Source organism: Acidithiobacillus sp., from assembly GCF_023229925.1.
Taxonomy (GTDB): Bacteria; Pseudomonadota; Gammaproteobacteria; order Acidithiobacillales; family Acidithiobacillaceae; genus Acidithiobacillus.
This window is the reverse complement of the sequence record NZ_JALNYM010000001.1, coordinates 235,395-261,165: the sequence shown is the minus strand read 5'-3', so window position 1 is coordinate 261,165 and position 25,771 is coordinate 235,395. Positions and strand designations below refer to the sequence as shown.

Genomic DNA, 25,771 nt, shown 5'->3' with positions numbered 1-25,771 from the left:
CGTTATCTCACAGGCTTAACAGCGTCTGAACCACGGCATTCTGGGTCTTGATGGTCTGGGCGTTAGCCTGATAGGCCTGCTGCGCGACAATCAGATTCACCAGAGACTGCGACAAATTCACATTCGACTGCTCCACCGCACCCGACTGCAACACCCCCAGATTGCTACTGCCCGGCGATCCCGACAGGGGTTGCCCGGAAACATAGGTCGGCGCCAAGTAGTTGTTACCGAGATTCTGCAAACCGTTATTGTTGGCGAAGCGGGTGAGCGTAATCTGCCCCATGACCTGCGACTGGCCGTTGCTGTAGCGGGCGAAAATATTGCCGCTGGGATCGATGGAGAGGCCGGAGAGCTGGCCGGTGCCGTAGCCATTGCTGCTGGCATTGATGACCGCATTGGCGGAGTTGTAGTTAGTACTGCCGCTGAAATTGACGGCGAGGGTACTGGGGGCGGCCCCATCTGCCCACTGGAGGCTGACAGTTCCACTACTGGGTGGCTGAACTTGCCCGCTTGAATTGAATTGAAGGGGGGTTGCAAGCGTCCCGCTGGCTGCCGTACCACTGGCCGTTCCCGTCGCGGAGTAACCCACATTCCACGTCTGGCCGCTGGTGGAGCTGGCCGAAGACAATTGATAATACGTGGTTAACAATTGTGGGGTGCCCAGGCTGTCGTATACCGTCGTCGTCGTAGAGTAGTTGTACGTACTGGGATTATTGGGATTGATGGCCGTTCCGGTGATCGGCGTATTGGTCGAATCCAGGTTCAACCCGATACTCAGCCCGGAAGAGGCCTGCGGCGGCAACGCATTCTGGCTGATAGTCAGCGGCCCACTGGCCCCCGTCAGCTTTCCGTTCTGCGCCTGAATGCCGACCAGTTCGCCACCATTGCCATCCACCATTACCCCGTTCTGGTTCAATTGCAGTTGGCCGTTGCGACCATAGACCGTGGCGCCGTTGTAATTGAACTGAAAGAAACCATTGCCGTTAATCGCGACGTCCAGCGGATTACTGGTAGTCTGGATATTGCCCTGAGTAAATTGCTGGGCGATGGTCTGCACCTGGGTACCAATACCCACCTGCCCCTGAGTCGGCGCGGCGTTGGCCATGGCCGCCGCATAGGCATCGGCAAACTGGGCATTGGAGCCCTTGAAACCTACGGTATTAGCGTTGGAGATGTTATTGCCGAGCACCTGCAGATTGGTGCTCGCCGCTTGCAGACCACTCAACGCTGTATTGAAAGTTCCCATATCACCACCTCTTAAATGATATTCTGAACGGCACTGAAGGGTACTGAACCTTGCCGACCTTGCAGTTCCAGGTTTGGCCCTGCAGCGCCTAAAGTCACGCCGTTGACGACCCCCGCCATATAGGGCGTACTGCTGACAGTCTGGCCGTTGGCTCCACTCGCCTGCACCGAAAATTGATACGTTCCACTCGGCAAGACGTTGCCGCTGACATCGGCACCATTCCAGCTAAAACTCTGCATCCCCGCCGCCTGCGCTCCCTGGGGCAACACCGCCAGGGTTTGCCCAGCGCTGTTCTGTACTAACACGTCGACAGCGCTGGCACCGCTGCTGAGGTCGTAGGCGCCCATTGACGTGCCACCATTCAGAGTCAGTTGATTGCCGGAGGTCGTGACCGACTTGCCGATCAGGGAGGCCGCCTGCAAACCCTGATTCTGGTTGATCTGCCCCATCAACGAACTCAGCGACCCCTGAATAGCCTGCACCCCGTTGGCGACACTGAACTGCGCCAGCTGTGACGAAAGCTGCGAATTACTCATCGGATTGAGCGGATCCTGATTAGTCAACTGGGTGACCAGCAGATTATAAAAGGTATTCTCGCTGGCGAGCCCGCTGGCGCCGCTGCTTGCACTACCCGAGCTTGCCGCCGAACTACTCTGCAGCGAGGCGTAAAAGGGATTGACGCTGGATGTCAGAGAATTGACGCTCATGATCAGGCTCCTATAGGGTAAGTGTTTTTTGCAGCAGGATTTTGGCGGTGTTCATGACATTGACATTGGCCTGGTAGGCACGGGATGCCGAGATCATATTCACCATCTCATCCACTGGATTGACGTTAGGCATTTTCACATAGCCCGCCTTATCCGCAAGGGGATTGCCTGGTTGATATACCATTTTGAAAGGCCCGGGCTTGGTCACCACCCCCGCCACCTGCACACCGCTGACACCGGCAGGCGCAGTGTTACCGGAGAGTGGCTGAGCAGCAAATACCACCTCCCGGGCGCGATAGGGCTGCCCGTTCGAACTCGTCGCAGAATTGGCGTTGGCCAGATTACTCGCCACCACGTTCAAGCGATAACTCTGCGCGGTAAGCGCCGAGCTGGCCACATCGAGCACTGAAAACATGGACATATCGAAACTCCCCTTACTTTAAATCACGTTGCCGGTGATAACTGAGTTCAAGGTTTTGATTGTACCGGTCAGAAAGGTCAAATCGGCCTGATATACGACACTATTCTGCAAAAAACTGGCCTGTTCGCGGTTCATGTCCACAGAATTGCCGTCCAGGCCCACCTGACTACCGCGCTGGTAATGCACAAAGGCAGCCAAGCCCACGCTGGCAGGCGATCCCGCCAGTTGTCGCGCATTATTCGTCTGCAGGGCCAGCCCCCCCCGATCGCCCGCCTGAACCGCTTTCAAGGTTTTGCTAAATGGAATATCCACCGCCTTGTAGTTCGGTGTGTCGGCGTTAGCAATATTGGCCGACAGCAGTTGCTGCCGGTAACCACTGACCCGTAAGGCATCCGCAAGGGGATTGAGTGCCTGATCCAGAAAACCACCCATACCAGCCTCCTCCTCCACCCAAATCATCATGTGACATTGCTAGCAAAACACATGCCTAGATAGTGCACCCGAACCAACCAGTGAGTTTTGTGGGACTTTTTACGTCAGGCTCAGCTTAAAAAAACCAACGGGCGCCAAAACCGGCACAACCATACCGGGGACAGCGCTGCACACCATAGGAGCGGCATGATTTTGCCGACACCGCCAAAACCAGCCCCCCCGCTTCCCATTCCAAAGCACTTCTGGCATGGCCCGTTATTTGCTTTTCGTGACTATGGCATGGGCAATTGCCGGGCAGACGTGGGCGCGATGATGAAGAAGAGCAAACTGGCAAAACTTTTGGGGAGCAACGCGGCGGCATCCTGCACCGTTCTGTTCCTGCTTGCTGCCTCGCTACCAGTGAACGCCGCGACGGAAAGCGCCGAAACCATCCGTGCTACCGTTAGGCATTTTGTGCGCAACCACCTTCCCGCCAATACCCGCAACGCCCAGATTCATATAGACGGCCCGGCACCGGGCTTGCGCTTTCCCGCCTGCGGCCACTTGCAACTCGGTTTCTTCGGCTATAGCAATCCCTATGGCAGCCAAACCGTAGCGGTAAGCTGCTCAAGCCCTTCGCCCTGGAAGCTCTATTTACCGGTACAGCTCGCCATCAACCAAAACGTCGTAGTCGCGGCTCGGCCGCTGAGCGCCGATCGGGTGCTCAGCGCCACGGATCTCACTGTGGTTCAACGCGACACGAATGGTCTTGGTGGTTATGCGCTGACCAATCCGCAGCAAGCGATTGGCCAGGTTCTGCGTTTTGGCACACTGGCAGGACAACCCATTACCACATCCATGCTCAATGCGCCGGAGGTTGTTCGTGCGGGCGAACAGGTTACCTTGTACGCCGAGGGGGATGGCATTCGCATCGCCACCATCGCCAACGCCATCGAAAATGGCCGCCCCGGACAGGCTATTTTGGTGCGCAACGTGCAATCCGGCAGAGTGATCCGCGGTACCGTTACGGCCAGGGGCACTGTGGTGGTACCGTTCTAACTAACGATCTGTTTTCCGAAATTTTTTTGTATTGCCCTTCAATTCCTGCTTCAATGTGCCGTATTACAAATTTAGACGTAAAGAGGAGAATCATGCCGTCATGAACCCGATCAACCAGTATTCCGGCTTACCCGGCACGAAGATGCAGACGAACACCGATCCGTTGGTCACGGCGAATCAGCCGACCTCCGGGGTCGGTACCACGCGGACCGCCAAAGGTCCGGTCGTGGCGCAGGACCATGTCACGCTGTCTCCCGCGGCGCGCAGCCTGCTCGCCGCGCAGACCTCCGCAAACACCGAGCGCCTGCAGGGCATCAAAACAGCCATCGCCAACGGCACTTACCAGATCTCGCCGCAGCGCATCGGACAAGGGCTCACCCAGGACGCGCAGCAGTTCCTGCCCTTGGCCACCAACAACAAGGCCTGATGAGTGGATAGCCAGATGGATACGGCACTGCAACTCCAAATCGGCGCGCTGGAGGCCTTGCTCCAGTTGCTGCGTCACGAAGGGCATTGTCTGCAGTCTGGGATCATGACAGAACTGGAACCCATTGCTGCAGAAAAAGAGCGGCTCTACCAGACCATCAGCGCCCTCGAATCCCAGCGCCGTACGCCGCCATCTGCTGTCACCCACATGGGTCTGCAAGCGCAACGCCGAGATTTGCTGGAGAAGATCGTTCAGTACAACCAGCAGAATGGTCAGATCATCGGCGCCCTGGAGCGTTTTAACCAAGGCGCCTGGAAAATCCTCTTCGGGATCAATGAGTCACTCTACACCGATGGCGGAACTACTCAGAACACTCCCCAGCGGCACCTGATCGGGAGCGCCTGAGATGCTCGTGCTCACCCGACGCCGCGGCCAGGCCATCTGCATCGGCGACGATATCCGTATCGTTGTTACCCGTATTGAAGACGGTCAGGTGCGGCTGGGGATAGAGAGTGCCCACGACGTGATCATCCTCCGTGAAGAATTACTAGAATCCGTTCGGCAGGCCAACCAGTCTGCCCAAGCCGTAGCCCCTGCCCAATTCGACCAGTGGTTACAGTCTCATCGCCCGTCTATCCAAGACGCGGCCAGCTTTCAGGAGGAATAAAAATGACCGACTACTCCACCCGCTTTGGCCTTCTGCCTATCTCTGATGCGCAGGTGTGGCATTGTGTCGCCCCCCTGCCGGGCTTTGCGGAGTTGCAGCGATTTACGCTTCTTCACGTTCAGGAACAAGGCCCCTTCGTCTGGCTGCAATCTCTGGATGAGCCGCTGATCGCCTTTTTGCTGGTTGCACCGGAACATTTCGGCCTGCACTACCCGCAACGCCCACAGTTTGCGGCGCAAGACCCGAATGGAATCAGCATGGTCATGGTCATCCTGCCACAAATAACCAATGATTCTTTACAGGCCAATGCCCTGGCTCCGCTGTATTTCTTACCCCACACCCGCCAATTCGGTCAGTGGATTGTCGAGCATGCCGAACCCAGCCTGACAAACATTTCCGAAGCGCAGACGCCTCCGGCAACCCTCGGTGTACCCATCATCCAACTCGGACTCGCCCGCTGCGATTCCGCTACCGCCAGCCCCTTAGCGATGGGTGCTGCGTAAACGTTCGCGATCACAGCGCAAGGCGTATTGGATAATCTGCTCCTGCAAGGCGCCAGGGGCTTGCACGAAGCTCAAGCCAATGTATTGTGAGTCGGTACCACGGGAGTGACCTGCCGGTTCCACATAACGAACCAGCGCCCCCACCCGGTACGCTTTGCCCTGGAAACTGAACTGCACGCTTGCCAGCACCTCGCCGGCAGTCATCGGATAGTCACTGGGCGCATGAATTCGTGCGCGCACGCCACCGGCACCCAGATCCACACAGCGTCCCTCGCAACTGCGCGCACCGTGGCGCTGAAGTGACAGCGGCAACCCACTGGCCTCAGCAGGCGCCGCGCGCAGTGCAGCGCGGCGCTGCAACTGGTAAAGTGCATCCGGCCACTGGATGCGCACCGCCCCGTAACGCTGCCACAGTAATCTCTCGACCACCGTGCTCTGAAACCCCAAGGGCAACGTCGACGTGCTCCACAGGAGCAAATCCTCTCCGCGCAGCAAGCGGCTATTTTCTGCTTCTGGCATCAGTTCATCGAGGATCAGGGTCGCGATGTCTGTTTCAGCATGAAGAAGCGTCGCCTGGGCCAAAATGCCGCCATTACGCCCAACCATCACCGCCAGCGTTTCACTGCTCGCGATCAGTTCGGCAAGGGCTCGCTCTATCTGCCCTTTCCCCGTTTGCCGATTTTTGTCAGTGAACAGTTGATCCAGGAATCTCTGGTTTGAAAACATCGTGTCCTCGTGCTTTGCCATTTTAGTCGTCAAGCTTTTGACGATCCTGACGGAAGACCGTCAGATCCGGGCGATCGTAACGGTGCATTTCTGCGGATAACATCTCAAAAGCATGATTCATGCCGTATCACTGCGGGCTTTTTCGCGGCACGGTTTTCGCTTTGCCAAGGTAATCGCTGCAGGATCAGAAAAATCGTCTATGTTCCCCGATTGGTTTAGTAACAGGAGATCGCCATGGCGCGCCGCAAAAAAGAAGAGGAATGGGAAAATCATGAACGTTGGCTGGTGTCTTATGCCGACTTCATTACTCTGCTCTTCGCCTTTTTTGTGGTGATGTATGCCATTTCTTCGGTGAACGAAGGCAAATACAGAGTCCTGTCGAGAACTTTGGTATCGGCCTTCAGCGGACAACCCTGGTCACCGGTACCCATCCGTTCTGACGCAGGGCCGTCCCTCAGCCAGACGCCTGTAGATCTGCCCGCCCTGCCTAAAGTCGCCGACATAGCACCCGTTCCTCATGTGCAAAAAGGCCAGGTTTCGCCCCAGGCAAGGAACGACCCACAAACACCACCGTATCCCGCCACCGCCATGCGGCGAATTGAAAAACAAATGGAGACACTGCTTAAGCCTCTGATCGCGCAGGGTAGCGTCGCCATTCATCGGAGCAACCTGGGCGTCGTCATCGATCTGAACGCCAAAATCCTGTTTCACTCGGCACAGACGCGGCTCAGCCCCAGTGCCACCGCCACTCTCGGGGCTATTGCACAGGTCTTGCGTCAGGTGCCTTACCAAGTTCAGGTAAACGGTTTTACCAACGATCTACCCATTCGCACCGCCCAATTTGCATCCAACTGGGCACTGTCCGCCGCACGTGCAGTTTCCGTAGTCGAGCTCTTCATCCAGCGTGGCGTAAATCCGCAGAATCTGGTCGCGGCGGGCTACGGCAAGTATCATCCGGTAGCACCCAACGATACGGCGAAGGGCCTCATCATGAATCGACGAGTAAGCATCGTGGTAGTCGCCCCACAGAATCCGAGCAAGGCCGGAACCGATCCGATCATGGCGGGCGCCATTGATCAGCGCGGTTAGATATCAGGAAAAATTCGATCAATGACACCCGACGAGATCAACAAAACGCAAGAGCAGCAGAAGCGCCTCAATCGCGTCATCCTCATCGCTTTCCTTCTGCTGGTCGTCGTCGCCACGGGGGTATACCGGGATCACTCCGAACGACACGGCGAAAGCGCTCCCAAAGCCCTTCAACCCAGTGGGGCCACCGTTTTTTTGAGCCTGCCGCAACCCACCGCAGCAGATATTACCCCGACGATCTCGACTCAGTCAGCAACCGCCATCAACACCAGTGCGAACCCACTTGTTTCATCCACGTTTGTTGCCGAAGGATCCAAGCAGTCTCCAGTTCGCCAAAAAATTGTTGCGGCCAACCCGCGCCCGACACTCGTCCCAATGCCCGACTTGACTCACCCCACCCTGACGCAGAAATCTGCTCCACCCACCCATAAAGCACCAACAGCTCCCGCCCCAACCGTTGACAATAGCTGCAGCAACGCTGGGTGGTATGTGCAACTGGGAGCTTTCGGACGCCCCGGCATGGCAACTGATCTGGCAAAACTGCTCAAAAGCACGGGCTTCAGCGCGTGCATCGGCACCTTGCCACAAAACCATCTTTACCGCGTGTTAGTGGGCCCCGTGCCCAACCGGATTGCCGCCGATACCGTCACGCAACGCATCGCCAACCTCACCAAACATCAGGGCTATCCCCAATACTGGTCACCCGTCCGCTGATGATCCGGGCGGCAGAGCCCCTTCAGTTTCCACGCTTTCGTGCCGTATACCTCGACAAGGGCGCAACTCACCAGCAGGACATTCTTGCTGGTATAGAGTTTGCTTAAAACCATCACCAATGAGGGAGGCCTCCGTTGTGCGGGCGGCGAGTTCTCGGCAAGCGATCAGAGAGGCTGCCACTCAGGGAGGAGAAAAGGGGTATATGGGAATAGATCAGGTCGACAAAAGCATGCACATCCTCGTAGTGGACGACTTTTCCACCATGCGCCGGATTGTGCGCAATCTGTTGCGGGAGTTGGGTTTCAGCAATTTTGATGAAGCCGAAGACGGGGTACAGGCACTGCAAAAGCTGCGCAACCGACCCTTCGATTTTGTGGTCTCTGACTGGAACATGCCCAACATGCAGGGCATCGACCTGCTCCGTGCTATTCGTGCAGACGCCCAACTCAAGCACATACCGGTCCTCATGGTCACGGCAGAGGCCAAACGCGAGAACATCCTTGAAGCGGCTCAAGCCGGGGTGAACGGCTATATCGTCAAACCCTTCACCGCCGACACACTCAAGGAAAAGCTCGATGCCGTTTTCAAACGCCTGCAAGCCGCTCAGGGGGCTCAGTCATGAATAACCATGTGCTGAACCCGGGGCGCCTGCTGAGTGAGGCCGAACTGCTTCTCCGTGAAGGCCTGAAACGCATTGCCAATACGGCAGAAGAAAGCCTCTCGGGCGCGCAAAATCCGCTGGAGGAAGCTTTGCGCCTCACTGAAGAGCAGACCATGGTCACGCTGTCGGCCGTTGAACGTGCCCAGGATGCCGTAAATGACATTCGTAGCGCCCATAACCGCTTTATCGACGAATCGCTCCACCACATCGACAACGCCTTACTCACCATTTTGACCAGCCAGCAAGGGCAGGATCTTGCCGGTCAGCGGCTGAAAAAGGCCATCACCCTCCTGCAGGCGGTCGAGGAACGTATCCGTCTGACCCTCGCCGAAATCGGGATGCAGACCAGCCCGGACTACGCGCCCCAAGCGGATGACGTTGCGAGTTCCAATCCCAGCGTCAATCAAGACGAAGTAGACGCCCTGCTCGCCGAACTGGGGATTTGATCATGGACATGGAGATTTTGCAGGACTACCTTCCCGAAGCCCGCGAGCTCCTCGAAAAAGCCCAGGAGGACACCCTTCGCCTGGAATCTGAACCCGGCAGTGACGAAATTTTGGCATCAGTATTTCGCGCCTTTCACACCTTGAAAGGGGGCGCGGGATTCCTGGAAGCAGACCACCTCGTCAGCTGGACGCATCATCTGGAAGACCTTCTGGACAAGCTGCGCTCCCATACCCTGACCATCTCCGCCAGCATGATCGACGCCATCCTCAAGGGCCTGGACGTCATCGATGACATGCTGCAGCAGTTGGCCCACGGCGAAAGTCCGGCAGCTGGACCTGAGGATCTGGGCCAGGTCATTCAGCAACTCGCCGCTGGTCAAACGCTCTATCTGCGGACCCCCACCGCAGAAACGGATACGTCCAGCACGGACGCAACCTGCTGTCCGGCGACAGATGCCACTCTGTTGGCCAGTCAGCGGATCACTGTGGACGGTCACAGCGGCATTTACATTGAGCGTGCCGATACAAGCAGCCAATTCACGCCAAGCGGCAGCGACGAAATCAGTGAGGCCGAGTTTGAAGCCACCCTCGACGCCCTATACGGCAATAAGGCGCCCGGTCTGGTCGACCCGCCGGAACCATTCTGCCCCGTTGGAGACGAGATTAGCCCAGAAGAGTTTGAGCGGGTGCTGGATCAACTCCATGGCGGCCAGGCGCCGGGTTATGACGTCCTGGAGCGCGCCACACAGACGCAACCGGCGAGTGTTGCACTTGAGCTTGACCCGCCCGCATCGCGCATCAGTCTTCCAGTCCAGAACCCTCAGGCGCAACCGCTGTCCGCAACGCCAGCGCCCATAGCAAGCCCCAGTGCGCGCGCTCAGCACATGCCGGAAGCCGCCGACACCACTCTCCGCGTTGACGCGCTGCGCCTCGACGCCGTCATGAATCAGGTCGGCGAACTGGTCCTTCTGCGCAACCGTTTGGCTTCGGCGGTCAGCAGCCTGGGCGAAGAAAACGAGGATATGGCGCGCATTGCCCGTGAGGTGGACCTCACCGTCAACGACATTCAGAGCACGGTCATGCGCCTGCGGATGCAGCCCTGCAAGCGCCTCTTCCAGCAGTTGCCCCGCGTGGTACGCGACGCCTCCCGGCAGCTCGCCAAGGAAGTCAAACTCGACATCATCGGCGAGGAAGTCGAAATCGACAAAGCTGTCGTCGACGCCCTCTCCGGCCCCATGACACATTTGATTCGCAACAGCCTCGACCATGGCATCGAGCCCCCCGAATTACGGCAGACGGCGGGTAAACCGCGCAGCGCAACGATCCGGGTAGCCGCAGTACACCTCGGCGACAAAGTACGCATCGAAGTATCTGACGACGGCCGCGGCATAGACCGCCAGTTTGTCACCCAGAAGGCCATAGACAAAGGGGTGATTACGACGGATCAGGCCGCCCGGCTCTCGGAACAGGAAGCGCTAGAACTGATCTTCCGTGCCGGTTTTTCCACCAAGGATCAGGCTACTGATCTCTCCGGTCGTGGGGTCGGTATGGATGTGGTCAAGGAAACCGTGCGCAAACTGCGCGGGCATCTGGACATTCAGACGCGCCTCGGGCTCGGCACCACGATTGCCATGGAATTTCCGCTGACCATGGCGGTACTGCCCGTACTCTACCTGCGCCTGCGTCGGGAAATCTACGCCCTGCCCATCTCCAGTATCGAAAGTCTGCTGGACATCCAGGAAAGTCGTATTCATCGTATGGGCGGCCGCAGCGTTTACCGCCTGGATGGCACTCAGGTCACCCCCATGGTAGACCTCGGGGCCCTGCTCAATGATCGCCCCTTGCGTCTGGGTTCCGAACCCATCGAAGGGGTCCTCACCGAACGTGGCCTTTTCATGGTTTCGGAGGTGCTCGGCAATGAGGACTCAGTGGTCAAACCCATTGATTTTCTCGCCGAGCAAACCTGGTATCAGGGGGCGACCATTTCCGGCAAGGGCAATGTCGTCCTCATCCTTGATCCGGGCGCCCTGATCGGTCACGCCTTGGATTACCCCAGCTCCGGCAGGACGACCCCCAACCAACGGGGTGCCGCCTGATGGATATCCAACGCATCATGCAGGTCGTCGACGCCTCCTTTGCCGCCCGCCAGAGCATCGAAAAATCCCTGCACGAGATAGATCGCCGGGCCCTGAATGCGATGGTGCTCGTCAAACGTCATGGCAACGCATTGGCCGGATATGGCATCGTCGCCCAGGCTTTCCGCGAACGTGCCGCCACCCTCAAAGAATCCGCATCACATCTGCAGGAGACTATTGCCCCCCTGATTCAGGCGCACATGCGTATTCTCCAGCATCAGCGCTTCGCGGCATCATTTAGCGCCATGGTCCAGGCCATGGCGCGGCATGGTCAGGATTGCGCCCTTCTCAAGAACACCCAGGCGCAGTCGCAAAAGATCATCACCCAGGAAGAGACTGAGGCGCGAAAAATATTGCTTCGTCTCCTCGCCACTGTGGATACCCTGCAAGAAGGCATTGAGGAACAGGAGTACGTGGTGACCAATGGCCGTATCGAAGCGGCTTTAGCAGAAGATACGGGCGCCCCCCTCATGCGTGTGTCACGCGATATGGGTGAGGCAGTGCGCACCGTATCCAACGCCATCCGCACTTATCGCCATCAACTGGAGAGCCTAGAGCATGAAAGCAGCACCCATATTTGAAGCAGGCAACCATCGCTGGTGGATTCTCTATGATCAGGATGAGCATCGCGTTATCGACGCCAATGTCTACGTGATGGAATCGAATGGGCAAAGCCTTATCCTCGATCCCGGTGGATTTGAAGTTTTTCCGCAGGTTTTCGCTGCCCTCGTCGAGGTGGTCCCGCCAAGTAGCCTGAAGGCGGCCTTTGTTTCCCATCAGGATCCAGATACGGCCTCCAGCCTGCCGCTTTGGCATGCCTGCAATGAACAGATTCAGTGGCATATCCCCAAGCTCTGGGACGGTTTCATCCGCCATTATGGCGCTTTGGACGCCCCCCTGCAGGACATTCCGGATGAAGGCGGAGATATGCTGATTGGCGGCCATCGCCTGGAGCTCATTCCTGCTCATTACCTGCATTCTTCAGGAAACTTCCATGTGTATGATCCGGAGGCCAAGGTGCTGTTTTCTGGTGATGTCGGCGCTGCTCTCTTACCTCCGGGACATGGCGCTTGGGTGGATCGTCGCGATAAAAGCGGCCGCGCTTTCGCAGAGCACATTATCCAAGCCAAATACTTTCATGAGCGCTGGATGCCATCCAATGCGGCCAAAAAAGACTGGATCAACCGTGTGCGCAAGCTGGAAATTGATTACCTTTGCCCACAACATGGCGCCATTTATAGTGGGGATAACGTGCAGCGTTTTCTCGACTGGTTTGATGGCCTGAATGTCGGCATCGCCATTAACGAATAAGCATGAGAATGAGGGAGCCATAAATTGAACAGAACAGCATTGGCGGAATATGCTCGCGGCCTGCTGGATCCTCTCTCGAGCCTGGAGATGCTCTGTGAGGCAGATCCCGCTATGGAAAACGCCATATTTTATATGAACCCGGCCGCATTGCGGGCCATGCAGCACCATCACCAGCAACTGAATCCGCTCCTCCGCGGCGCGGATGTGCGTCAGGCACTTGGTCGCTCTATCCATCAGTTTCATAGAGAACCGGAACGTATTCGTCAGATATTCCGCGACCTGGCTGCCGGCAGCATTTCTGAGCACAGTGCTGAACTGGAATTGGGTGAAATAACACTTGCCCTGCATTTTACCGTGATCCGAGACAACTCCGACAGCCCGATCGCCTATCACGCCTCCTGGCGGGATTTAACCGTCAGTCGCCGTGTGGACGAGATTTCTGTATCCGTCTCCGAAAGCACAGTCGCACACGCCAACACGCTGACCCGGACATCCGCAGAAGCGCAAAAAGCAATGGAAACGGTGGGCAGAACATTGCAGCATCTAGTCAAAACGATCAAGGAAAATCACCAGGCCTCCGAATCGCTCATTCAGCAAGTGGCGGCCATCAGCCTGATTGCCCAGACCATCCGCGAAATTGCCTACCAGACCAATCTGCTGGCGCTCAATGCGGCTATCGAGGCGGCGCGTGCCGGTGAGCATGGACGCGGCTTTGCGGTGGTCGCCGACGAGGTACGCAATCTCTCCAGACGGGTGCAGGAGGCCACTGGCGAAGTGCAAGCCAATATCTCCGCCATCACTAACACCGCAAAAACAATTGATACCGCTTCCCAGAGAAACCAGACGCAGGCGCAGCAGTCTATCGAAGTAACCAGCAGTCTCAACCGCGAGATCAGTAATCTCAGCAGGATCGCCGCGTCTATGACCATGGAGAGCGCGCGCCAGAATCATGAAATATTTGTACGTCGACTTCAGAATGAAATTACGGAAGGTAGTCATCAGGTACGTCTCGAAGACCTCAAAGATCACCATACCTGCAGCTTGGGGCACTGGTACGATAGCTTTGGCAGGGAAAATTTCGCGGCACTGCCGGAATTCGTCGCATTATCAGAGCCACATCGCGAGTTCCACCAGACCGCCAGGGAGTTAATTTCCGCCTATAGCCGCGGAGATCAAGCAAACACCGAGAAACTTCTGGAACGTATTTTGGCGCTGCGTGATGTGATTTTCCAGAATTTAGACGCACTGTCTGTCGCCACCCAGAAAAGTCACCAAGGACCAAACCTATGAGCCAGGTATTACGTGAAGTGGATGAAAGAGCCCAGCTTGCCGGCACTAACAAATTTGAACTTCTGGTCTTTCGCCTCGGCAAAGATCAGCAGAACAACAGTCGTGAGCTTTTCGGCATCAATGTCTTCAAGGTCCGCGAAGCGCTGGTGATGCCAAAAATCACCCCCATGCCCGGTGCGCCCGAGCATGTGATGGGTGTCGCCAACATCCGTGGCCAGATCATCCCCGTGATTGACCTTCCCACCGTGGTCGGTTGCCGCGCCGACGGGCTCAACATCCTGTTGGTTACAGAGTATGAGCGGTCTATTCAGGGCTTTGCCGTAGAAGAAGTTGAAGAAATCGTTCGTTTGGAGTGGAGCCGGGTTCTCTCCGCCGAAGGCGCTGCCGTCGGCGGTTTGATCACGAGTCTCGCGCGTCTCGACGAGGATGAAGAAACTGCCCGCTTGGCGCTCGTCCTTGATGTCGAGCACATCCTGCGCCAAGTGCTCCCCTCCCGCTTCAAGACTGGCGACGAACTGGTCCAGCAGCATATAGTCAACATTCCCCACGGCGCCGTCATTCTCTATGCAGACGACTCCGGCGTCGCCCGCAACCAGATCGAAAAGACACTACGCAGCCTTGGTCTTCCCTTCATCGGTACCAAGACGGGTCAGGAGGCCTGGGACCGCCTGCAACAACTAGCGCATGATGCCAAGGCGGCAGGCATTCCTTTACGCGATAAAGTAGCCATGGTACTCACCGACCTTGAAATGCCGGAGATGGATGGCTTCACCCTAACCCGCCGAATCAAAGAGCATGAAGCCTTGCGTGAAATCCCGGTAGTCATCCACTCCTCATTATCCGGCACGGCCAACGAGTCCCACGCCCACAGCGTCGGGGCCGATGGCTACGTCGCCAAATTCCTGCCAGACGATCTGGCCCGCGCCGTCGCTAAAGCCATTCAGCCCAATTAAGAGGACAGCCTCATGCCTGCTGATACTAACTCTTTGATTTCTCTTCTTTCTTCCTGCATGGATGGTGATGCGGATGCCGCGCGCTTGATCGCCGATGATGAAGAACTGCAAACCACCGTCGCCCCCATCTGCAATTGGCAGAAAGACCGCCTGCGGCAGAGTTGTCTTGTCCTCGACCACCAAGTCACGGCGCTGGAACACGCTGCCGAGAGCCATCTGCTTGGCATCGACTTCCATCAAAATCTTGAAGTGGCTCAGATGGAGAGGCAGTCTCTCCAAGCCCAGGCGCACGCCGTCGTTGTCGCAGTCCGCAGCACTGCCGAGAGTATTGCCGAAAACCAGGACCTCTCCGAAAACACGCTGCGCGAGGTACAGATGGGCAATGAACGGCTATCTGAATTGATTGGCGAAATGGATCTCGTCGAGCAGACGGTTACCGCCATGGGCAAAACAGTACAGGCTTTTTTACAGCAGACCCGTAACATCACCAGCCTCGCCAGCAAAGTGCAGGAAATCGCCAAACAGACTAATCTGTTAGCCCTGAATGCCGCCATTGAGGCGGCTCGCGCGGGTGAGCACGGTCGCGGTTTCGCAGTCGTCGCCGATGAAGTCAAAAAGCTTGCCCAAAACTCCGCGGCAGCAGCTGCGGACATTCGCAGCTCGGCGGTCACCATCAACGAGGGCGCTGGTCAGGTCGAATCGGGAGTGGCAGCCAGCATCGTCCACCTCCGCCGCGGTGGCGACACACTGGAAACTGTTGCCGAAGTGCTCGGTATGGCCAACCAATCCGCCCAAAAATCACGGGGCAATCTGAGCGAGATCCTTAACGGCAGTACTCAGGGAGTCACAGCCGCTGACGCCATGGACAATCACATGAACGCCTTACAACTGTCTATGGATCGATTCGCTGCACAATTCGGTGAAATTCAGCGTTGTCTGGATAGCGTGCGCGGAGAACTCGCTGAGGCCAGCGACGCAGCGGTGCAGGGAGAAGCGGCACTAGCTACCCGCCTGACCATCGCCAAAGCGGATCACGTCCAATGGGTCTCCCACATTTTAGAGCGGATCCGTACCAACAATTCCGCCATCTCTCCGGCCGAGCTTTCCGATCACCACCAGTGTCCCCTCGGCAATTGGATGGACAGCATGGCACAAAGTGAATTGGCGCAGTTGCCGGAGTTTGTGGCCGTACAGCAAGTGCATCCCCAGCTCCACAAACTTGGCCTCGCCATCATGGCCGCTCTGAAAAAGGGAGATGAAGATACCGTTCGCAAGGGTGCCGGACAGATCAAAAGCCTCAGTACGATGGTACAACAGCAACTCGACAAACTGCGCGGCCGCATCCTGACCCGCTGACCCCGGTGGCCGGAGGAAGACTCACCTGATGGCGCGCAAAGCCAAAAAAAATGGCCGAATAAAACCCTGGGCAATTACGTGGGTTTTGGCCATTCTCGCTATGCGCGGCGACTTTCTCGCCAGCCCTGGATTATCTGGTACCGGCAACCCCTTCTGGGTCCCTATCGGCCTGGAGATCCTGCGTTTTTCGGTGCTCTGGGTTGCCGCCCACGTCATTGTTCATATCATTTTCGGCGCATGGAATATTTTTGCCGAAGGTCGTGAACTTTAGTCGCAGGCGTCAGCTTAAAGAATCTCCGTGCGTAAAATGGTGTCATCCCGATCCGGCCCTGTGGAGATAATAGCCAAAGGTCGCCCGGCGCGCTCGGCGATGGCCTCCAGGTAACGACGGGCCGCGTCGGGAAGATCGTCCCAGCGACGCACGCCTGCGGTGGACTCAGTCCATCCCGGGAAGCTTTCGTAGACTGGTTCGCAAGCGGCAAGCGCTTCGGCGCCACCCGGCAAATTCTCCTGAACCACTCCATTGACCCGGTAGCCGACGGCAACGCGAATCTCCGCGAGGCCGTCCAGTACATCCAGTTTAGTGATGCACAAGCCCGTCACCCCATTGACCCGGCAAGCGGCACGCAGGGCCACCGCATCAAACCAGCCGCAGCGCCTCGCCCGGCCGGTGGTTGCGCCCACCTCCGCACCACGTTCAGCGAGGAAGGCCCCCGTCTCATCGAAGAGCTCGGTAGGAAACGGTCCCGCCCCGACACGTGTGGTATAGGCTTTGGTAATACCCAGCACATAGCCCAGATCCGCCGGTCCTACTCCGCTTCCGGCGGAAGCGCCTCCCGCCACGGTGTTAGAGGAGGTCACATAAGGATACGTACCATGATCCACATCCAGCAGGGTACCCTGGGCCCCCTCGAAAAGAATCCGTGCGCCCTCCGCCTGCAAGCGCGCCAGCCGCACCGAAACATCTACCACCATCGGTGCCAGACGCTCCGCAAGCCCCAGATATTGCTCCAGGATGGCATGAAAGTCTTCCGGTTCCTGCTTGAAGTAATGTTGGAGCACAAAGTTATGGTAATCCAGGGCCTCACCAAGCTTGGCGGCAAAACGTTCGCGATGAAACAAGTCGGCGACACGCAAAGCACGTCGCGCCACCTTATCTTCATAAGCGGGCCCAATGCCCCGGCCGGTAGTGCCGATTTTGGCCGCACCCATCGCCCGCTCCCGCGCCAGGTCGAGACTCTTGTGGTAGGGCAGAATCAGTGGGCAGGCGTCGGAAATGAACAGGCGCTCATGGACATCAGACACCACTGGCCGCAACTCATCCAGTTCGGAAAACAAGGCCAGTGGATCCAGCACCACACCGTTACCGATAAAGCAGGACACCCCTGCATGAAGAATACCCGAGGGAATCAGATGTAGAACGGTTTTCCGCGCGCCAATCACCAAGGTATGCCCAGCATTGTGCCCGCCCTGAAAGCGTACCACCGCCTGGCAGCGTTCTGTCAACCAGTCGACAATTTTACCTTTACCTTCATCGCCCCACTGGGTACCGATGATTACAACGTTTGTATTCATAGCCACGAACGACTCCGCAAATGGGTCACTGGAAAATAAAAAGTCACGAATCAAGCGGCCGCATCTTCCAGCCCGTCTGTTCTTTGATCAAAACAGCATCAAATCCCTGTGCCTGCAATGTCTGTTGGCTAGGCACCTCCTGGCACAGCAAGTCCTGTAAAACCGCATAACCGGCCCGGCGATGTTCCTGTATCGACTGCCACAAAAGATCATCGGTACCCGCCGGAGCCCAAATCTGCCGCGCTCTCTCCGCCTCCGGGAATTCGCGCAGCAACGGCTTGAGATCCAAACTGAAGCCCGTCGCTGCCCGCCGTCGGCCAAAAGCGGCGCCAATATCATCGTAGCGACCACCACTGGACAGCGCCTCACCACGCTGCGGACCAAACAGCGAAAACAGCAAGCCGGTATGATACCGATGCCCGTGAATCTCCGAAAGGTCACATTGAATTGCCAGATCAGGATAACGCCCACGCAATGCCCCCCAGACAAAACGCAGTTCATCCAGGGCTGTACAAACCACCGGGTGATGTCCGAGACGCTGACGAGCCTGCTCCAACACGTCGAATTCACCCTGTAAATGCGACAGCGCATCAAAATCTGCGCTCAGTTCCGTGCCGCAATGGTGCTCTCGCAGCCACGCCCGCACATCCGGCCAAGCCTTGCGCTCGACATGCTGCAGCAGCTCCGCACGTAGCGTGCCCTCCAGACCTGCCGCGTTCGCGAGTGCCTGAGAAATACCTACATGACCAATATCCAGCAACAGGTTTGGTACCGCGCAATGAATGAGGCTCTCTACCATCAGGGAAAGGACCTCCAGATCTCCCTCCGGCCCATCCACTCCGAAAAGCTCGCCCCCTATCTGAAAAGGGGCACGGCTCCCACCGAGCAGATCAGGCCGGGCGCGCAGCACAGTACCGGCATAGGCCAGGCGCCGAACCTCCCGCGCAGAGGAGGTTTGTGCGTCTATCCGGGCCATCTGCGGAGTCATATCCGAACGCAGACCCACCAGCCGACCACTGTCCTGATCCAATAGTTTCCAGGTCTGTAAATCGAGGTCGGCCGCACTTCCGGTCAGCAAACTCTCGAGATGCTCCACCAGCGGTGGAATGACCTGGCGATAACCCCATTGTGCGTAAAGATCGAGCAGAGTACGGCGACAGTGCTCCAGCGCGTCTGTACGTGCGGGGAGAACGTCCTCAAAACCGCTGGGTAGGAGCCAGGCTGGCTGTGTTTCGGGATGCGTCATTTGCCTGCCGACCCCAGCGAATGCCGAAAATATTTGAAGAATGGCGAATCCGAACTGAGCACGAGAATATCCTTGCCACTCAGACTGTGACGATAAACTTCCAGGCTGCGATAAAAAGAAAAAAATGCCGGATCTTTGCCATATGCCGCACCATAGATGGCAGCCGCGTCAGCATCCCCCTGCCCTTTCAGCTCTTCTTGTTGCCGATAAGCATCTGCCATGATCTGGGTCTTTTCCTTGTCCGCGCTAGCGCGGATTTTGGCGGCATCCGCGGCACCTTGGGAGCGGTATGCATTGGCCTCCTGCTTACGCTCAGCCTCCATCCGTTTGTAGACTGCCTGTAGCACCTCAGGGGGCAGCCCCACCTGCAGAATGTGCATATCCACTAGTCGCACACCAAGAGACTGTAGACGCTGGTTGGCTTCCTCCAGCACTGGATCAACCATCTCCTTACGGTTACCCTGTATCACTGACTCCAGGGTCATCTTACCGACTTTACCCCGCAAAGAAGAACGCACAATGTCACCGATGCGGCTCTGTGCGCTGACATCGTTATGCAGGCGGGTGTAAAAAACCAGAGGATTGACCACTTGCCATTCGGCAAAAAAGTTGATGAGCACCGGCCTTTTTTCGGCGGTCAAAAACGATTCTGGCTGCGTACTATAGCTTGACAAACGCTTGTCGATGAAAGCCACATTTTGTATCAGAGGCCACTTCATATAGAGCCCCGGAGTTTCCACCACCTGTACCGCTTTACCAAACTGCAACACTACTGCAGTCTGGGTCATACGCACCGAAAAAAAGCTCGCGGAAGCCAGTAACAACAAGGTGAGTGCCACAATAACCAAACTCCAGGCCCGGTTCTTCATGAGCGAGCTCCCGACACAGCGATCGGCAAAGCCGCAGGGCTGGTCGTCGCGGCTACCGGCGGGGTGACGGACGCGCCGGATGCAGTGACCGCCGCCGAATTCGTCGGGCTATTGACCGCCACCGGAGTTTTGGCGGGCATGTGGAGATAAATCACGGGCTGCCCCTTGCTTTCAATAATCACTTTCTGGGTATGGCTCAGAATATCCTGCATGGTGTGCAAGTACATACGCTCACTCACTACCTTGGGATTTTTCTGATAGGCCTGGAGGATGTCGGTAAAGCGCACGCTATCCCCCTTGGCACGATCCACTACCTGCTGCTTATAGGCCTCGGCTTTCGTCACCATGGCCGCGGCTTCACCCTTGGCTTTGGGAATCACCGAGCTCGCATAGGCCTGCGCCTCGTTACGCGCCCGTTTCATGTCCTCACGCGCACTCGTCACCTCCGTAAACGCTGGCTGGACCGCCTTGGGGGGGCCGACCTCCAGCAGTTGAACAGCCTCAACGGTAACACCCGCATGGTAACGACTCAGCAAGTTTTGGGTGATTTGCTGCGCCTGTCGCTCCATCGTGCCTCTACCGGATGTAAGCAGATCGTCCATTTTGCTGCGCCCCACCAGCTCGCGCATGGCGGATTCCGCACAATACGAAATCAATTGATCCGGATTTGTGGTGGCAAACAGATAATTGTTGGCGTTAGTTATGCGATACTGCACAGTAAATTGGACATCCACCACGTTCCCGTCTGCAGTCAGCATCATGCCGGGGTTCAGTGAATCAGCGGCGCCACTATAGCCCAAAACCAGACGTCGGCTCTGCGCTACTTTGGGTAGATACACACGCTCAAAAGGGAAAGGGAGCCGATAGTGTAAACCGGGCTGGCTGATGCCAACCTCTTTGCCAAAACGTAGCACCACACCCTCTTCATCTGGTCCCACGACATAAATGCCAGAGGCAATCCAGAACAGGAGCAGCACCGCAATCACCAGAAGCGGTAGCAAGCGCAACCACTTGCGATCCATCTTCGGCCCGCCGCCACGGCCACCGCCAAAAATACCACCCATTTTTTTCAACTCCTGGGTGATTTTCTGGATATCAAAAACCGGCTTTTGCGCATTGGGACGGCGTCCCCAAGGGTTGTTATCGTTTTTGTTTCCGTTTCCGCCCGGATCACTCCACGGCATACCGCTCTCCTTCCTTAGCCATCAGCCGGTATTGTAGGGGGCGCATCCATCGCCTGACAACCGCTATTGCGCATTTGCGCACGCAAGCGTCGCCAAGTGAGATCATCAATATCAAAAATCAGATGCGTCATACCCTGATCATCAAAACTTTCCTCAACAATACTGGCCATCCGGTGCAAGCTTGCACGCAAGGCACCCTCTTCAGGTGTCAATGTTAATTCAGCACGCAGCATGGATCTCCCTACCCGCTGCGTCATAGCCTGAAGCAACTCGGCTATACCCGCACCTGAGTGGGCGCTGACGCGCACCGCCGCCAGACTGCCAGAGCCTTCATAAACATTCCCCGGTGCGTCGCCCGTCAGATCCACCTTGTTCAGCACCAGCAGGCGCGGGATGTCATCGGCACCAATTTCTTTCAAAACCGCGTCTACCGCGGCAATCTGGGCATCGCGATCGGGAGCGCTCCCGTCTACTACGTGAAGGAGTAGCTGCGCCTGATTCACCTCTTCCAAAGTGGCACGGAAGGCGGCAATCAAATCCGTTGGCAAGTCACGCAGAAACCCGACAGTATCGGCCAAGAGAATGGCGTCGTGCCCCGCGACTTGCAAACGTCGTATGGCCGGATCGAGGGTAGCAAAAAGGCGATCCGCGGCATAACTGGAACTTTCCGTGAGGGCGTTGAAGAGAGAAGATTTGCCAGCGTTCGTATAACCGACCAAGGCAACTGTTGGCAGTGGGGCCCGCTGCCGCGCCCGCCGCTGGGTCGCCCGATGCGAAGCCACCTTGACCAGACGTCCGCGCAGAGAGCGAATACGCTCGCCAATGAGACGGCGATCTGTTTCCAGCTGGGTTTCGCCCGGGCCTCTCAGCCCGATACCGCCGCGCTGCCGTTCAAGATGGGTCCAGCCACGGATGAGGCGTGTCCGCAAACGCGTCAGCTGTGCCAACTCCACTTGCAGTTTACCTTCATGGGTACGCGCTCGTCGCGCAAAAATATCGAGGATAAGACCCACTCGGTCAACGACCCGACATTGGAGGGCTCGCTCCAGATTGCGCTCCTGCACGGGGCTCAAAACCCGATCGAAAAGAACGAGATCCACAGACAATTCAGAAACCCGCTCCGCAAGCTCCACCACCTTGCCACGCCCCAGAAAAGTCGCTGGATCGGGACGGTCGCGCTGAACAGAAAGTGATTCTAATACATCTGCACCACTGTCCGTGGCCAAATGAAAAAATTCCGCCCCATTGTCGGGATCGGCCTCACCATGTAACACTACATGGACGAGCAAAATCCTCTCCTGGGGCGCGGCTACAGCAACCACGGCATTCGCCAGAATCAGGCCTCTGCTTCAGCACTGCCCTCGCCTTCACCTTCCGGCAAGGGCAAACGCACATCGCGACCAGGAACAACCGTAGAAATGGCGTGCTTGTAAATCATCTGACTCACATTATTGCGAAGCAATACGACGAACTGGTCAAACGACTCCACAAAGCCTTGCAGCTTGATGCCATTCACCAGATAAACGGCGACAGGAACGTGTTCTTTACGCAACAGATTGAGAAAAGGATCCTGAAGGATCTGTCCTTTTTGTTGTCCGGCCATTTTTTATCTCCTTGACTATGCTTCATGGCGCTTCTAGGTAGTGAAAAAGCCTGCGGGACTCCTTACACTGCGTGGCAATTAGACTAACTCAAAAACAAATCGAATGCCATGCTTGTGCAGCATCGACACGCTGCATCTGCTGGGGGTTGTGCAGAGATCAACTGCTGTTATGAATTGACCTGTAGCACGCTTCCCATTACGTTAGAAGCAAAGCCAGCCGACAAAAGCGATTTCTCGCCGCCATTCCGCTCCATCAGCCTGAGCAGAAGGCCGCAGCGGGAACCTTTCCCAGGCGGCCCCAAGACACCCCCAGTTTCAGTGGACGACCCGATGGTCATCGCCCCTGAATGTGGCATTCATAGGAGACGGAACCGTGGAAAAGACGACCATCGACGACAAGGCGCTCCGTGCCCGTGTCAAACTGCTCGGCAATTTGCTGGGCGAGGTCCTGCGCGAACAGGCCGGAACCCGAGTGTTCAATGCCGTAGAGCAGCTTCGCCAGGGATATATCCGTTTGCACAAAAGAGAAGACCTTCGCCTGCGCGGTCGTCTTGCGCGCTTCATCGACGCGCTGCCCCAAGATGATCTCGTGCTGGTGATACGCGCATTCAACACCTATTTTAGCTTGGTCAACATTGCGGAAGAAGAGTTCCAGCATCTGCATCGTCTCCGTCTGCTGCAAAAGAGGGATGGGCTGTGGATCGGTTCTTTTGAAGAAACCTTCCGCGAACTGCAAAATCAGGGCATCAACTCCGGACAAATACAATTTCTTTTGGATCAGACGCGCTACCTACCGGTGTTCACCGCACACCCCACCGAGTCCAAGCGACGGACGGTACTTCACGGTTTACGCCGCATCTTCGTGGCCAGTAAAATGCTCGACGACCCATCTCTCAATGATGAAGAAGAACGAGAAATTATCGACAATCTAAAGGCGCAAATCCAGATTCTCTGGGAAACCGAAGAAGTACGTACCAACCGACCACAGGTACAGGACGAGGTCGAGAATGGCCTTTTCTACTTTCGCGACAGCCTCTTTGAGGCGGTGCCGCGCACCTATCAGGCGGCACGACGTGCAGCGCGACGGGTCTTTGGCAATGACGATATCGATATCCCGGCTTTTATCCGCTTCGGCTCCTGGATCGGTGGTGACCGCGATGGTAACCCCAATGTGACAGCGGCCATTACCGGTTGGGCCTTGCGCACCCAGAGCATCGAAGTGTTGCGAGAATATCAGCGACGACTCAGCGATCTCTATCAACTGCTCGGGCATTCCAGTCGCTTCTGCGCTATTTCTCCCGTCTTGCTGGCCTCGCTGGAGCGGGATGCCGATGACTTCCCGGAACTCGCCGAATGGGTGGATCAACGTTTTCCCAGCGAGCCTTATCGGCGCAAGCTGCGCTACATAATGACTCGACTTGATCTGCGTCTCCGGCAACTAGAAAACGGCCAGGTCCTCAACGAGTCCTCTGGTCCGGCTTATGCGGTCGCGGAGGATTTCCTTGATGATCTTTTGCTGGTGCGTGACTCCCTGCGGGGCCACAACGACGACTACATCGCCGACCACGACGTGCAGGACCTTATCTGGCTGGTGCAGACCTTCGGTTTTCATCTGGCCCACCTGGATATCCGTCAGGAATCCAGCGTACATACCCGCACTATCGCTGAGCTTTTCGCGGCAGTGCCTGGCTTTGCCAACTACCTGGAACTACCGGAAGAGACGCGTCTGCTGACGCTCTCCGAAGCGCTGCGCCGACCCGGCCCGTTGGTGGAAATTCAGCCCGAGCTGTCACCAATGGCCGGCGAGACCTGCGCCATGTTCCGCTGCATCGCCCAATTGCGTCGTGAAGTGAGCGCATCCGGTTTTGGCAACTACGTGATCTCCATGACACACGAGGCCAGCCACATCATGGAGGTGCTGGTACTCGCCAAAGAGTTCGGCCTGGCCGGTTGGTCACGGCAGGGGCTCTACAGTGAGATTGCCGTCACCCCACTCTTTGAGACCATCCACGATCTCGAACGCATGGATAAGGTGATGTCCACTCTGCTGGACAATCCGGTTTATACCGAAATCCTCCGCAGCCAGGATGATACCCAGGAGGTCATGTTGGGGTACTCGGACTCCTGCAAGGATGGCGGCATTCTCTCTTCCAGTTGGTCCCTGTATCAGGCGCAAATGCGGCTGGCTGCCCTGGCAGACAAGCGACGGATTCAGGTGCGCGTCTTCCACGGCCGCGGCGGCAGCGTGGGACGTGGCGGCGGTCCCACCTACGAGGCCATTCTGGCCCAACCGCCGGATACCGTACGTGGGCAAATCAAAATTACAGAACAGGGTGAGGTGCTCTCCTTTAAGTATGCCAATCTGGAGACAGCACTTTATGAACTAACGGTGGGCACGGCCGGCCTCATCAAGGCGAGTATGGGTCTGGTCCGGTCCGTATCGAGCGACAACCCGGACTACCTGCGGATTATGGCCGAACTGACTCGCACCGGAGAGGCTGTTTACCGCGACCTAACCGAAAATACGCCGGGTTTTATGGATTATTTCTACGAGGCCACTCCTCTTAACGAAATTGCCCACATGAACATCGGGTCGCGGCCCTCCCATCGCCAGCGGGGAGACCGTTCCATGTCTTCTATCCGCGCTATCCCATGGATTTTCGCCTGGGCGCAATCGCGGCATATTCTGCCAGCCTGGTACGGACTAGGTTCGGCGCTCGCCCAGTGGCGGAAGGACAAGCCGGAGCGCTTGCAGGCTTTGCGGGACATGTACCAACAGTGGCCATTCTTTCGGGCGCTCATGAGCAATATCGCCATGGCCATGGCCAAAACGGATATGGCTATTGCCGGCGAATATGCCAGTTTACCCAAAGATCGGGAAATTGCCGCCGGCATATATCAGAAAATTCGCTCGGAATTTGAGCGCAGCCTAGCCGAGATGCTCGCCATGGCAGGATTAGAGCAACTGCTCGCCGACAATCCGACTTTGGCGTTTTCCCTGCAACGACGCAACGTCTACATGGAGCCACTCAACCATATTCAGCTCGCCTTGCTGCGTCGTTATCGCAACGATGACGCACCGCCCGAGTTCCGCGAGATATGGCTGGACCCTCTGTTGCGCACCATCAATGCTATTTCTGCCGGCCAGCGCAATACCGGATAAGGAGGAAGG

At 57.0% G+C, this 25,771-nt stretch carries 27 protein-coding genes and 1 pseudogene; 17 read left to right on the top strand and 11 right to left on the bottom strand.

The genetic code is table 11. The features are described from left to right. Nucleotides 1–7: 7 nt before the first annotated feature. Genes flgE through flgB form a run of 4 tightly spaced genes read right to left on the bottom strand, consistent with a single transcriptional unit; the run spans nucleotide 8 to nucleotide 2,836 of the window. The gene (gene flgE / locus M0P56_RS01390; RefSeq protein WP_291508263.1) at nucleotides 8–1,246 is read right to left on the bottom strand and encodes a flagellar hook protein FlgE; all 1,239 of its coding nucleotides are present in this window, start codon (nucleotides 1,244–1,246) and stop codon (nucleotides 8–10) included. Nucleotides 1,247–1,257: 11 nt separating this feature from the next. Further along, on the bottom strand, nucleotides 1,258–1,953 hold the full coding sequence (locus tag M0P56_RS01385) for a FlgD immunoglobulin-like domain containing protein (protein WP_291508262.1): 696 nt from the start codon (nucleotides 1,951–1,953) through the stop codon (nucleotides 1,258–1,260). Between the two features lie 10 nt (nucleotides 1,954–1,963). Continuing rightward, nucleotides 1,964–2,374: a flagellar basal body rod protein FlgC gene (gene flgC / locus M0P56_RS01380; RefSeq protein WP_291508261.1), complete on the bottom strand. Its 411-nt coding sequence runs from the start codon at nucleotides 2,372–2,374 to the stop codon at nucleotides 1,964–1,966. A gap of 18 nt (nucleotides 2,375–2,392) precedes the next feature. Next, entirely contained in the window at nucleotides 2,393–2,836 is a 444-nt protein-coding gene (gene flgB, locus M0P56_RS01375; protein ID WP_291508260.1) for a flagellar basal body rod protein FlgB, read from the bottom strand. A 156-nt stretch (nucleotides 2,837–2,992) separates the two neighbouring features. Here flgB and flgA point away from each other — a divergent pair, with 156 nt between their 5' ends. From flgA to fliW, 5 genes are all read left to right on the top strand, one after another. After that, nucleotides 2,993–3,844: a flagellar basal body P-ring formation chaperone FlgA gene (gene flgA, locus M0P56_RS01370; protein WP_291508259.1), complete on the top strand. Its 852-nt coding sequence runs from the start codon at nucleotides 2,993–2,995 to the stop codon at nucleotides 3,842–3,844. A 100-nt stretch (nucleotides 3,845–3,944) separates the two neighbouring features. Continuing rightward, entirely contained in the window at nucleotides 3,945–4,271 is a 327-nt protein-coding gene (gene flgM / locus M0P56_RS01365) for a flagellar biosynthesis anti-sigma factor FlgM (protein ID WP_291508258.1), read from the top strand. A gap of 15 nt (nucleotides 4,272–4,286) precedes the next feature. Then, nucleotides 4,287–4,676, top strand: coding sequence for a flagellar export chaperone FlgN (gene flgN / locus M0P56_RS01360; protein WP_291508257.1), 390 nt, complete (start codon nucleotides 4,287–4,289; stop codon nucleotides 4,674–4,676). Between the two features lies 1 nt (nucleotide 4,677). Further along, nucleotides 4,678–4,938 (top strand): carbon storage regulator, encoded by a 261-nt coding sequence (locus M0P56_RS01355; RefSeq protein WP_291508256.1) that lies wholly within the window; start codon nucleotides 4,678–4,680, stop codon nucleotides 4,936–4,938. A 2-nt stretch (nucleotides 4,939–4,940) separates the two neighbouring features. Beyond that, nucleotides 4,941–5,441, top strand: coding sequence for a flagellar assembly protein FliW (gene fliW / locus M0P56_RS01350; RefSeq protein ID WP_291508255.1), 501 nt, complete (start codon nucleotides 4,941–4,943; stop codon nucleotides 5,439–5,441). Here the strand turns inward: fliW and M0P56_RS01345 are convergent. Beyond that, a complete protein-coding gene (locus M0P56_RS01345) occupies nucleotides 5,421–6,167 on the bottom strand; it encodes a flagellar brake protein (protein WP_291508254.1) in 747 nt (248 codons plus the stop codon). The genes fliW and M0P56_RS01345 overlap by 21 nt on opposite strands. Nucleotides 6,168–6,401: 234 nt before the next feature. On the opposite strand from M0P56_RS01345, the gene motD reads away from it, so the two are divergent. The 11 genes and pseudogenes from motD (at nucleotide 6,402) to M0P56_RS01290 (ending at nucleotide 16,393) form a co-directional block, all read left to right on the top strand. Continuing rightward, the gene (gene motD / locus M0P56_RS01340) at nucleotides 6,402–7,256 is read left to right on the top strand and encodes a flagellar motor protein MotD (RefSeq protein ID WP_291508253.1); all 855 of its coding nucleotides are present in this window, start codon (nucleotides 6,402–6,404) and stop codon (nucleotides 7,254–7,256) included. 21 nt (nucleotides 7,257–7,277) lie between these two features. Continuing rightward, a complete protein-coding gene (locus tag M0P56_RS01335; protein WP_291508252.1) occupies nucleotides 7,278–7,970 on the top strand; it encodes an SPOR domain-containing protein in 693 nt (230 codons plus the stop codon). 229 nt (nucleotides 7,971–8,199) lie between these two features. After that, nucleotides 8,200–8,592 (top strand): chemotaxis response regulator CheY, encoded by a 393-nt coding sequence (cheY, locus tag M0P56_RS01330; protein WP_366109964.1) that lies wholly within the window; start codon nucleotides 8,200–8,202, stop codon nucleotides 8,590–8,592. Further along, nucleotides 8,589–9,077, top strand: a complete 489-nt coding sequence (locus tag M0P56_RS01325) for a protein phosphatase CheZ (RefSeq protein ID WP_291508250.1) — start codon at nucleotides 8,589–8,591, stop codon at nucleotides 9,075–9,077. The genes cheY and M0P56_RS01325 overlap by 4 nt, the downstream gene beginning before the upstream one ends. 2 nt (nucleotides 9,078–9,079) lie before the next feature. Continuing rightward, nucleotides 9,080–11,173 carry a chemotaxis protein CheA gene (locus M0P56_RS01320; protein ID WP_291508249.1) on the top strand — a complete coding sequence of 698 codons (2,094 nt, stop codon included), beginning with the start codon at nucleotides 9,080–9,082 and terminating at the stop codon, nucleotides 11,171–11,173. Continuing rightward, nucleotides 11,173–11,793 (top strand): hypothetical protein, encoded by a 621-nt coding sequence (locus M0P56_RS01315; RefSeq protein ID WP_291508248.1) that lies wholly within the window; start codon nucleotides 11,173–11,175, stop codon nucleotides 11,791–11,793. The genes M0P56_RS01320 and M0P56_RS01315 overlap by 1 nt, the downstream gene beginning before the upstream one ends. Then, complete coding sequence (locus M0P56_RS01310) at nucleotides 11,771–12,523, top strand: MBL fold metallo-hydrolase (RefSeq protein WP_291508247.1); 753 nt, start codon at nucleotides 11,771–11,773, stop codon at nucleotides 12,521–12,523. Before M0P56_RS01315 ends, M0P56_RS01310 begins: the two co-directional genes overlap by 23 nt. Before the next feature lie 519 nt (nucleotides 12,524–13,042). Further along, nucleotides 13,043–13,813 (top strand): annotated as a pseudogene (locus tag M0P56_RS01305) (methyl-accepting chemotaxis protein); the annotation flags it as partial. Beyond that, nucleotides 13,810–14,766 carry a chemotaxis protein gene (locus M0P56_RS01300; RefSeq protein WP_291508246.1) on the top strand — a complete coding sequence of 319 codons (957 nt, stop codon included), beginning with the start codon at nucleotides 13,810–13,812 and terminating at the stop codon, nucleotides 14,764–14,766. The pseudogene M0P56_RS01305 and the gene M0P56_RS01300, both read left to right, overlap by 4 nt. A 12-nt stretch (nucleotides 14,767–14,778) precedes the next feature. Then, nucleotides 14,779–16,122, top strand: coding sequence for a methyl-accepting chemotaxis protein (locus M0P56_RS01295; protein WP_291508245.1), 1,344 nt, complete (start codon nucleotides 14,779–14,781; stop codon nucleotides 16,120–16,122). 28 nt (nucleotides 16,123–16,150) lie between these two features. Next, complete coding sequence (locus M0P56_RS01290) at nucleotides 16,151–16,393, top strand: hypothetical protein (RefSeq protein ID WP_291508244.1); 243 nt, start codon at nucleotides 16,151–16,153, stop codon at nucleotides 16,391–16,393. A gap of 14 nt (nucleotides 16,394–16,407) precedes the next feature. Here the strand turns inward: M0P56_RS01290 and M0P56_RS01285 are convergent, their stop codons facing one another. Genes M0P56_RS01285 through hfq form a run of 6 tightly spaced genes read right to left on the bottom strand, consistent with a single transcriptional unit; the run spans nucleotide 16,408 to nucleotide 22,599 of the window. After that, nucleotides 16,408–17,697: an adenylosuccinate synthase gene (locus tag M0P56_RS01285; RefSeq protein ID WP_366109886.1), complete on the bottom strand. Its 1,290-nt coding sequence runs from the start codon at nucleotides 17,695–17,697 to the stop codon at nucleotides 16,408–16,410. A gap of 43 nt (nucleotides 17,698–17,740) precedes the next feature. Next, nucleotides 17,741–18,943: an ATP phosphoribosyltransferase regulatory subunit gene (locus M0P56_RS01280; RefSeq protein WP_291508242.1), complete on the bottom strand. Its 1,203-nt coding sequence runs from the start codon at nucleotides 18,941–18,943 to the stop codon at nucleotides 17,741–17,743. Next, a complete protein-coding gene (gene hflC / locus M0P56_RS01275; protein ID WP_291508241.1) occupies nucleotides 18,940–19,812 on the bottom strand; it encodes a protease modulator HflC in 873 nt (290 codons plus the stop codon). Before hflC ends, M0P56_RS01280 begins: the two co-directional genes overlap by 4 nt. Next, on the bottom strand, nucleotides 19,809–20,996 hold the full coding sequence (hflK, locus tag M0P56_RS01270) for an FtsH protease activity modulator HflK (RefSeq protein ID WP_291508240.1): 1,188 nt from the start codon (nucleotides 20,994–20,996) through the stop codon (nucleotides 19,809–19,811). Before hflK ends, hflC begins: the two co-directional genes overlap by 4 nt. Before the next feature lie 14 nt (nucleotides 20,997–21,010). After that, a complete protein-coding gene (gene hflX, locus M0P56_RS01265; protein ID WP_291508239.1) occupies nucleotides 21,011–22,285 on the bottom strand; it encodes a ribosome rescue GTPase HflX in 1,275 nt (424 codons plus the stop codon). A 47-nt stretch (nucleotides 22,286–22,332) separates the two neighbouring features. Further along, nucleotides 22,333–22,599 carry an RNA chaperone Hfq gene (gene hfq / locus M0P56_RS01260; protein ID WP_291508238.1) on the bottom strand — a complete coding sequence of 89 codons (267 nt, stop codon included), beginning with the start codon at nucleotides 22,597–22,599 and terminating at the stop codon, nucleotides 22,333–22,335. A 373-nt stretch (nucleotides 22,600–22,972) separates the two neighbouring features. Between hfq and ppc the strand changes: the two genes are divergently transcribed. Next, nucleotides 22,973–25,762, top strand: a complete 2,790-nt coding sequence (gene ppc / locus M0P56_RS01255; RefSeq protein ID WP_291508237.1) for a phosphoenolpyruvate carboxylase — start codon at nucleotides 22,973–22,975, stop codon at nucleotides 25,760–25,762. Nucleotides 25,763–25,771: the final 9 nt, after the last annotated feature.

Bases quoted from the DNA above. Each gene is read 5' to 3' on its own strand.
- M0P56_RS01300 (WP_291508246.1), top strand. From the start codon at position 13,810: ATGAGCCAGGTATTACGTGAAGTGGATGAAAGAGCCCAGCTTGCCGGC.
- flgB (WP_291508260.1), bottom strand. From the start codon at position 2,836: ATGATGATTTGGGTGGAGGAGGAGGCTGGTATGGGTGGTTTTCTGGAT.
- flgC (WP_291508261.1), bottom strand. From the start codon at position 2,374: ATGTCCATGTTTTCAGTGCTCGATGTGGCCAGCTCGGCGCTTACCGCG.
- M0P56_RS01325 (WP_291508250.1), top strand. From the start codon at position 8,589: ATGAATAACCATGTGCTGAACCCGGGGCGCCTGCTGAGTGAGGCCGAA.
- hflK (WP_291508240.1), bottom strand. From the start codon at position 20,996: ATGCCGTGGAGTGATCCGGGCGGAAACGGAAACAAAAACGATAACAAC.
- flgE (WP_291508263.1), bottom strand. From the start codon at position 1,246: ATGGGAACTTTCAATACAGCGTTGAGTGGTCTGCAAGCGGCGAGCACC.
- M0P56_RS01320 (WP_291508249.1), top strand. From the start codon at position 9,080: ATGGACATGGAGATTTTGCAGGACTACCTTCCCGAAGCCCGCGAGCTC.
- M0P56_RS01315 (WP_291508248.1), top strand. From the start codon at position 11,173: ATGGATATCCAACGCATCATGCAGGTCGTCGACGCCTCCTTTGCCGCC.
- hfq (WP_291508238.1), bottom strand. From the start codon at position 22,599: ATGGCCGGACAACAAAAAGGACAGATCCTTCAGGATCCTTTTCTCAAT.
- flgA (WP_291508259.1), top strand. From the start codon at position 2,993: ATGATTTTGCCGACACCGCCAAAACCAGCCCCCCCGCTTCCCATTCCA.
- cheY (WP_366109964.1), top strand. From the start codon at position 8,200: ATGCACATCCTCGTAGTGGACGACTTTTCCACCATGCGCCGGATTGTG.
- M0P56_RS01310 (WP_291508247.1), top strand. From the start codon at position 11,771: ATGAAAGCAGCACCCATATTTGAAGCAGGCAACCATCGCTGGTGGATT.
- M0P56_RS01335 (WP_291508252.1), top strand. From the start codon at position 7,278: ATGACACCCGACGAGATCAACAAAACGCAAGAGCAGCAGAAGCGCCTC.
- motD (WP_291508253.1), top strand. From the start codon at position 6,402: ATGGCGCGCCGCAAAAAAGAAGAGGAATGGGAAAATCATGAACGTTGG.
- flgN (WP_291508257.1), top strand. From the start codon at position 4,287: ATGGATACGGCACTGCAACTCCAAATCGGCGCGCTGGAGGCCTTGCTC.
- M0P56_RS01345 (WP_291508254.1), bottom strand. From the start codon at position 6,167: ATGTTTTCAAACCAGAGATTCCTGGATCAACTGTTCACTGACAAAAAT.
- M0P56_RS01295 (WP_291508245.1), top strand. From the start codon at position 14,779: ATGCCTGCTGATACTAACTCTTTGATTTCTCTTCTTTCTTCCTGCATG.
- M0P56_RS01290 (WP_291508244.1), top strand. From the start codon at position 16,151: ATGGCGCGCAAAGCCAAAAAAAATGGCCGAATAAAACCCTGGGCAATT.
- M0P56_RS01385 (WP_291508262.1), bottom strand. From the start codon at position 1,953: ATGAGCGTCAATTCTCTGACATCCAGCGTCAATCCCTTTTACGCCTCG.
- hflC (WP_291508241.1), bottom strand. From the start codon at position 19,812: ATGAAGAACCGGGCCTGGAGTTTGGTTATTGTGGCACTCACCTTGTTG.
- fliW (WP_291508255.1), top strand. From the start codon at position 4,941: ATGACCGACTACTCCACCCGCTTTGGCCTTCTGCCTATCTCTGATGCG.
- M0P56_RS01355 (WP_291508256.1), top strand. From the start codon at position 4,678: ATGCTCGTGCTCACCCGACGCCGCGGCCAGGCCATCTGCATCGGCGAC.
- flgM (WP_291508258.1), top strand. From the start codon at position 3,945: ATGAACCCGATCAACCAGTATTCCGGCTTACCCGGCACGAAGATGCAG.
- M0P56_RS01285 (WP_366109886.1), bottom strand. From the start codon at position 17,697: ATGAATACAAACGTTGTAATCATCGGTACCCAGTGGGGCGATGAAGGT.
- M0P56_RS01280 (WP_291508242.1), bottom strand. From the start codon at position 18,943: ATGACGCATCCCGAAACACAGCCAGCCTGGCTCCTACCCAGCGGTTTT.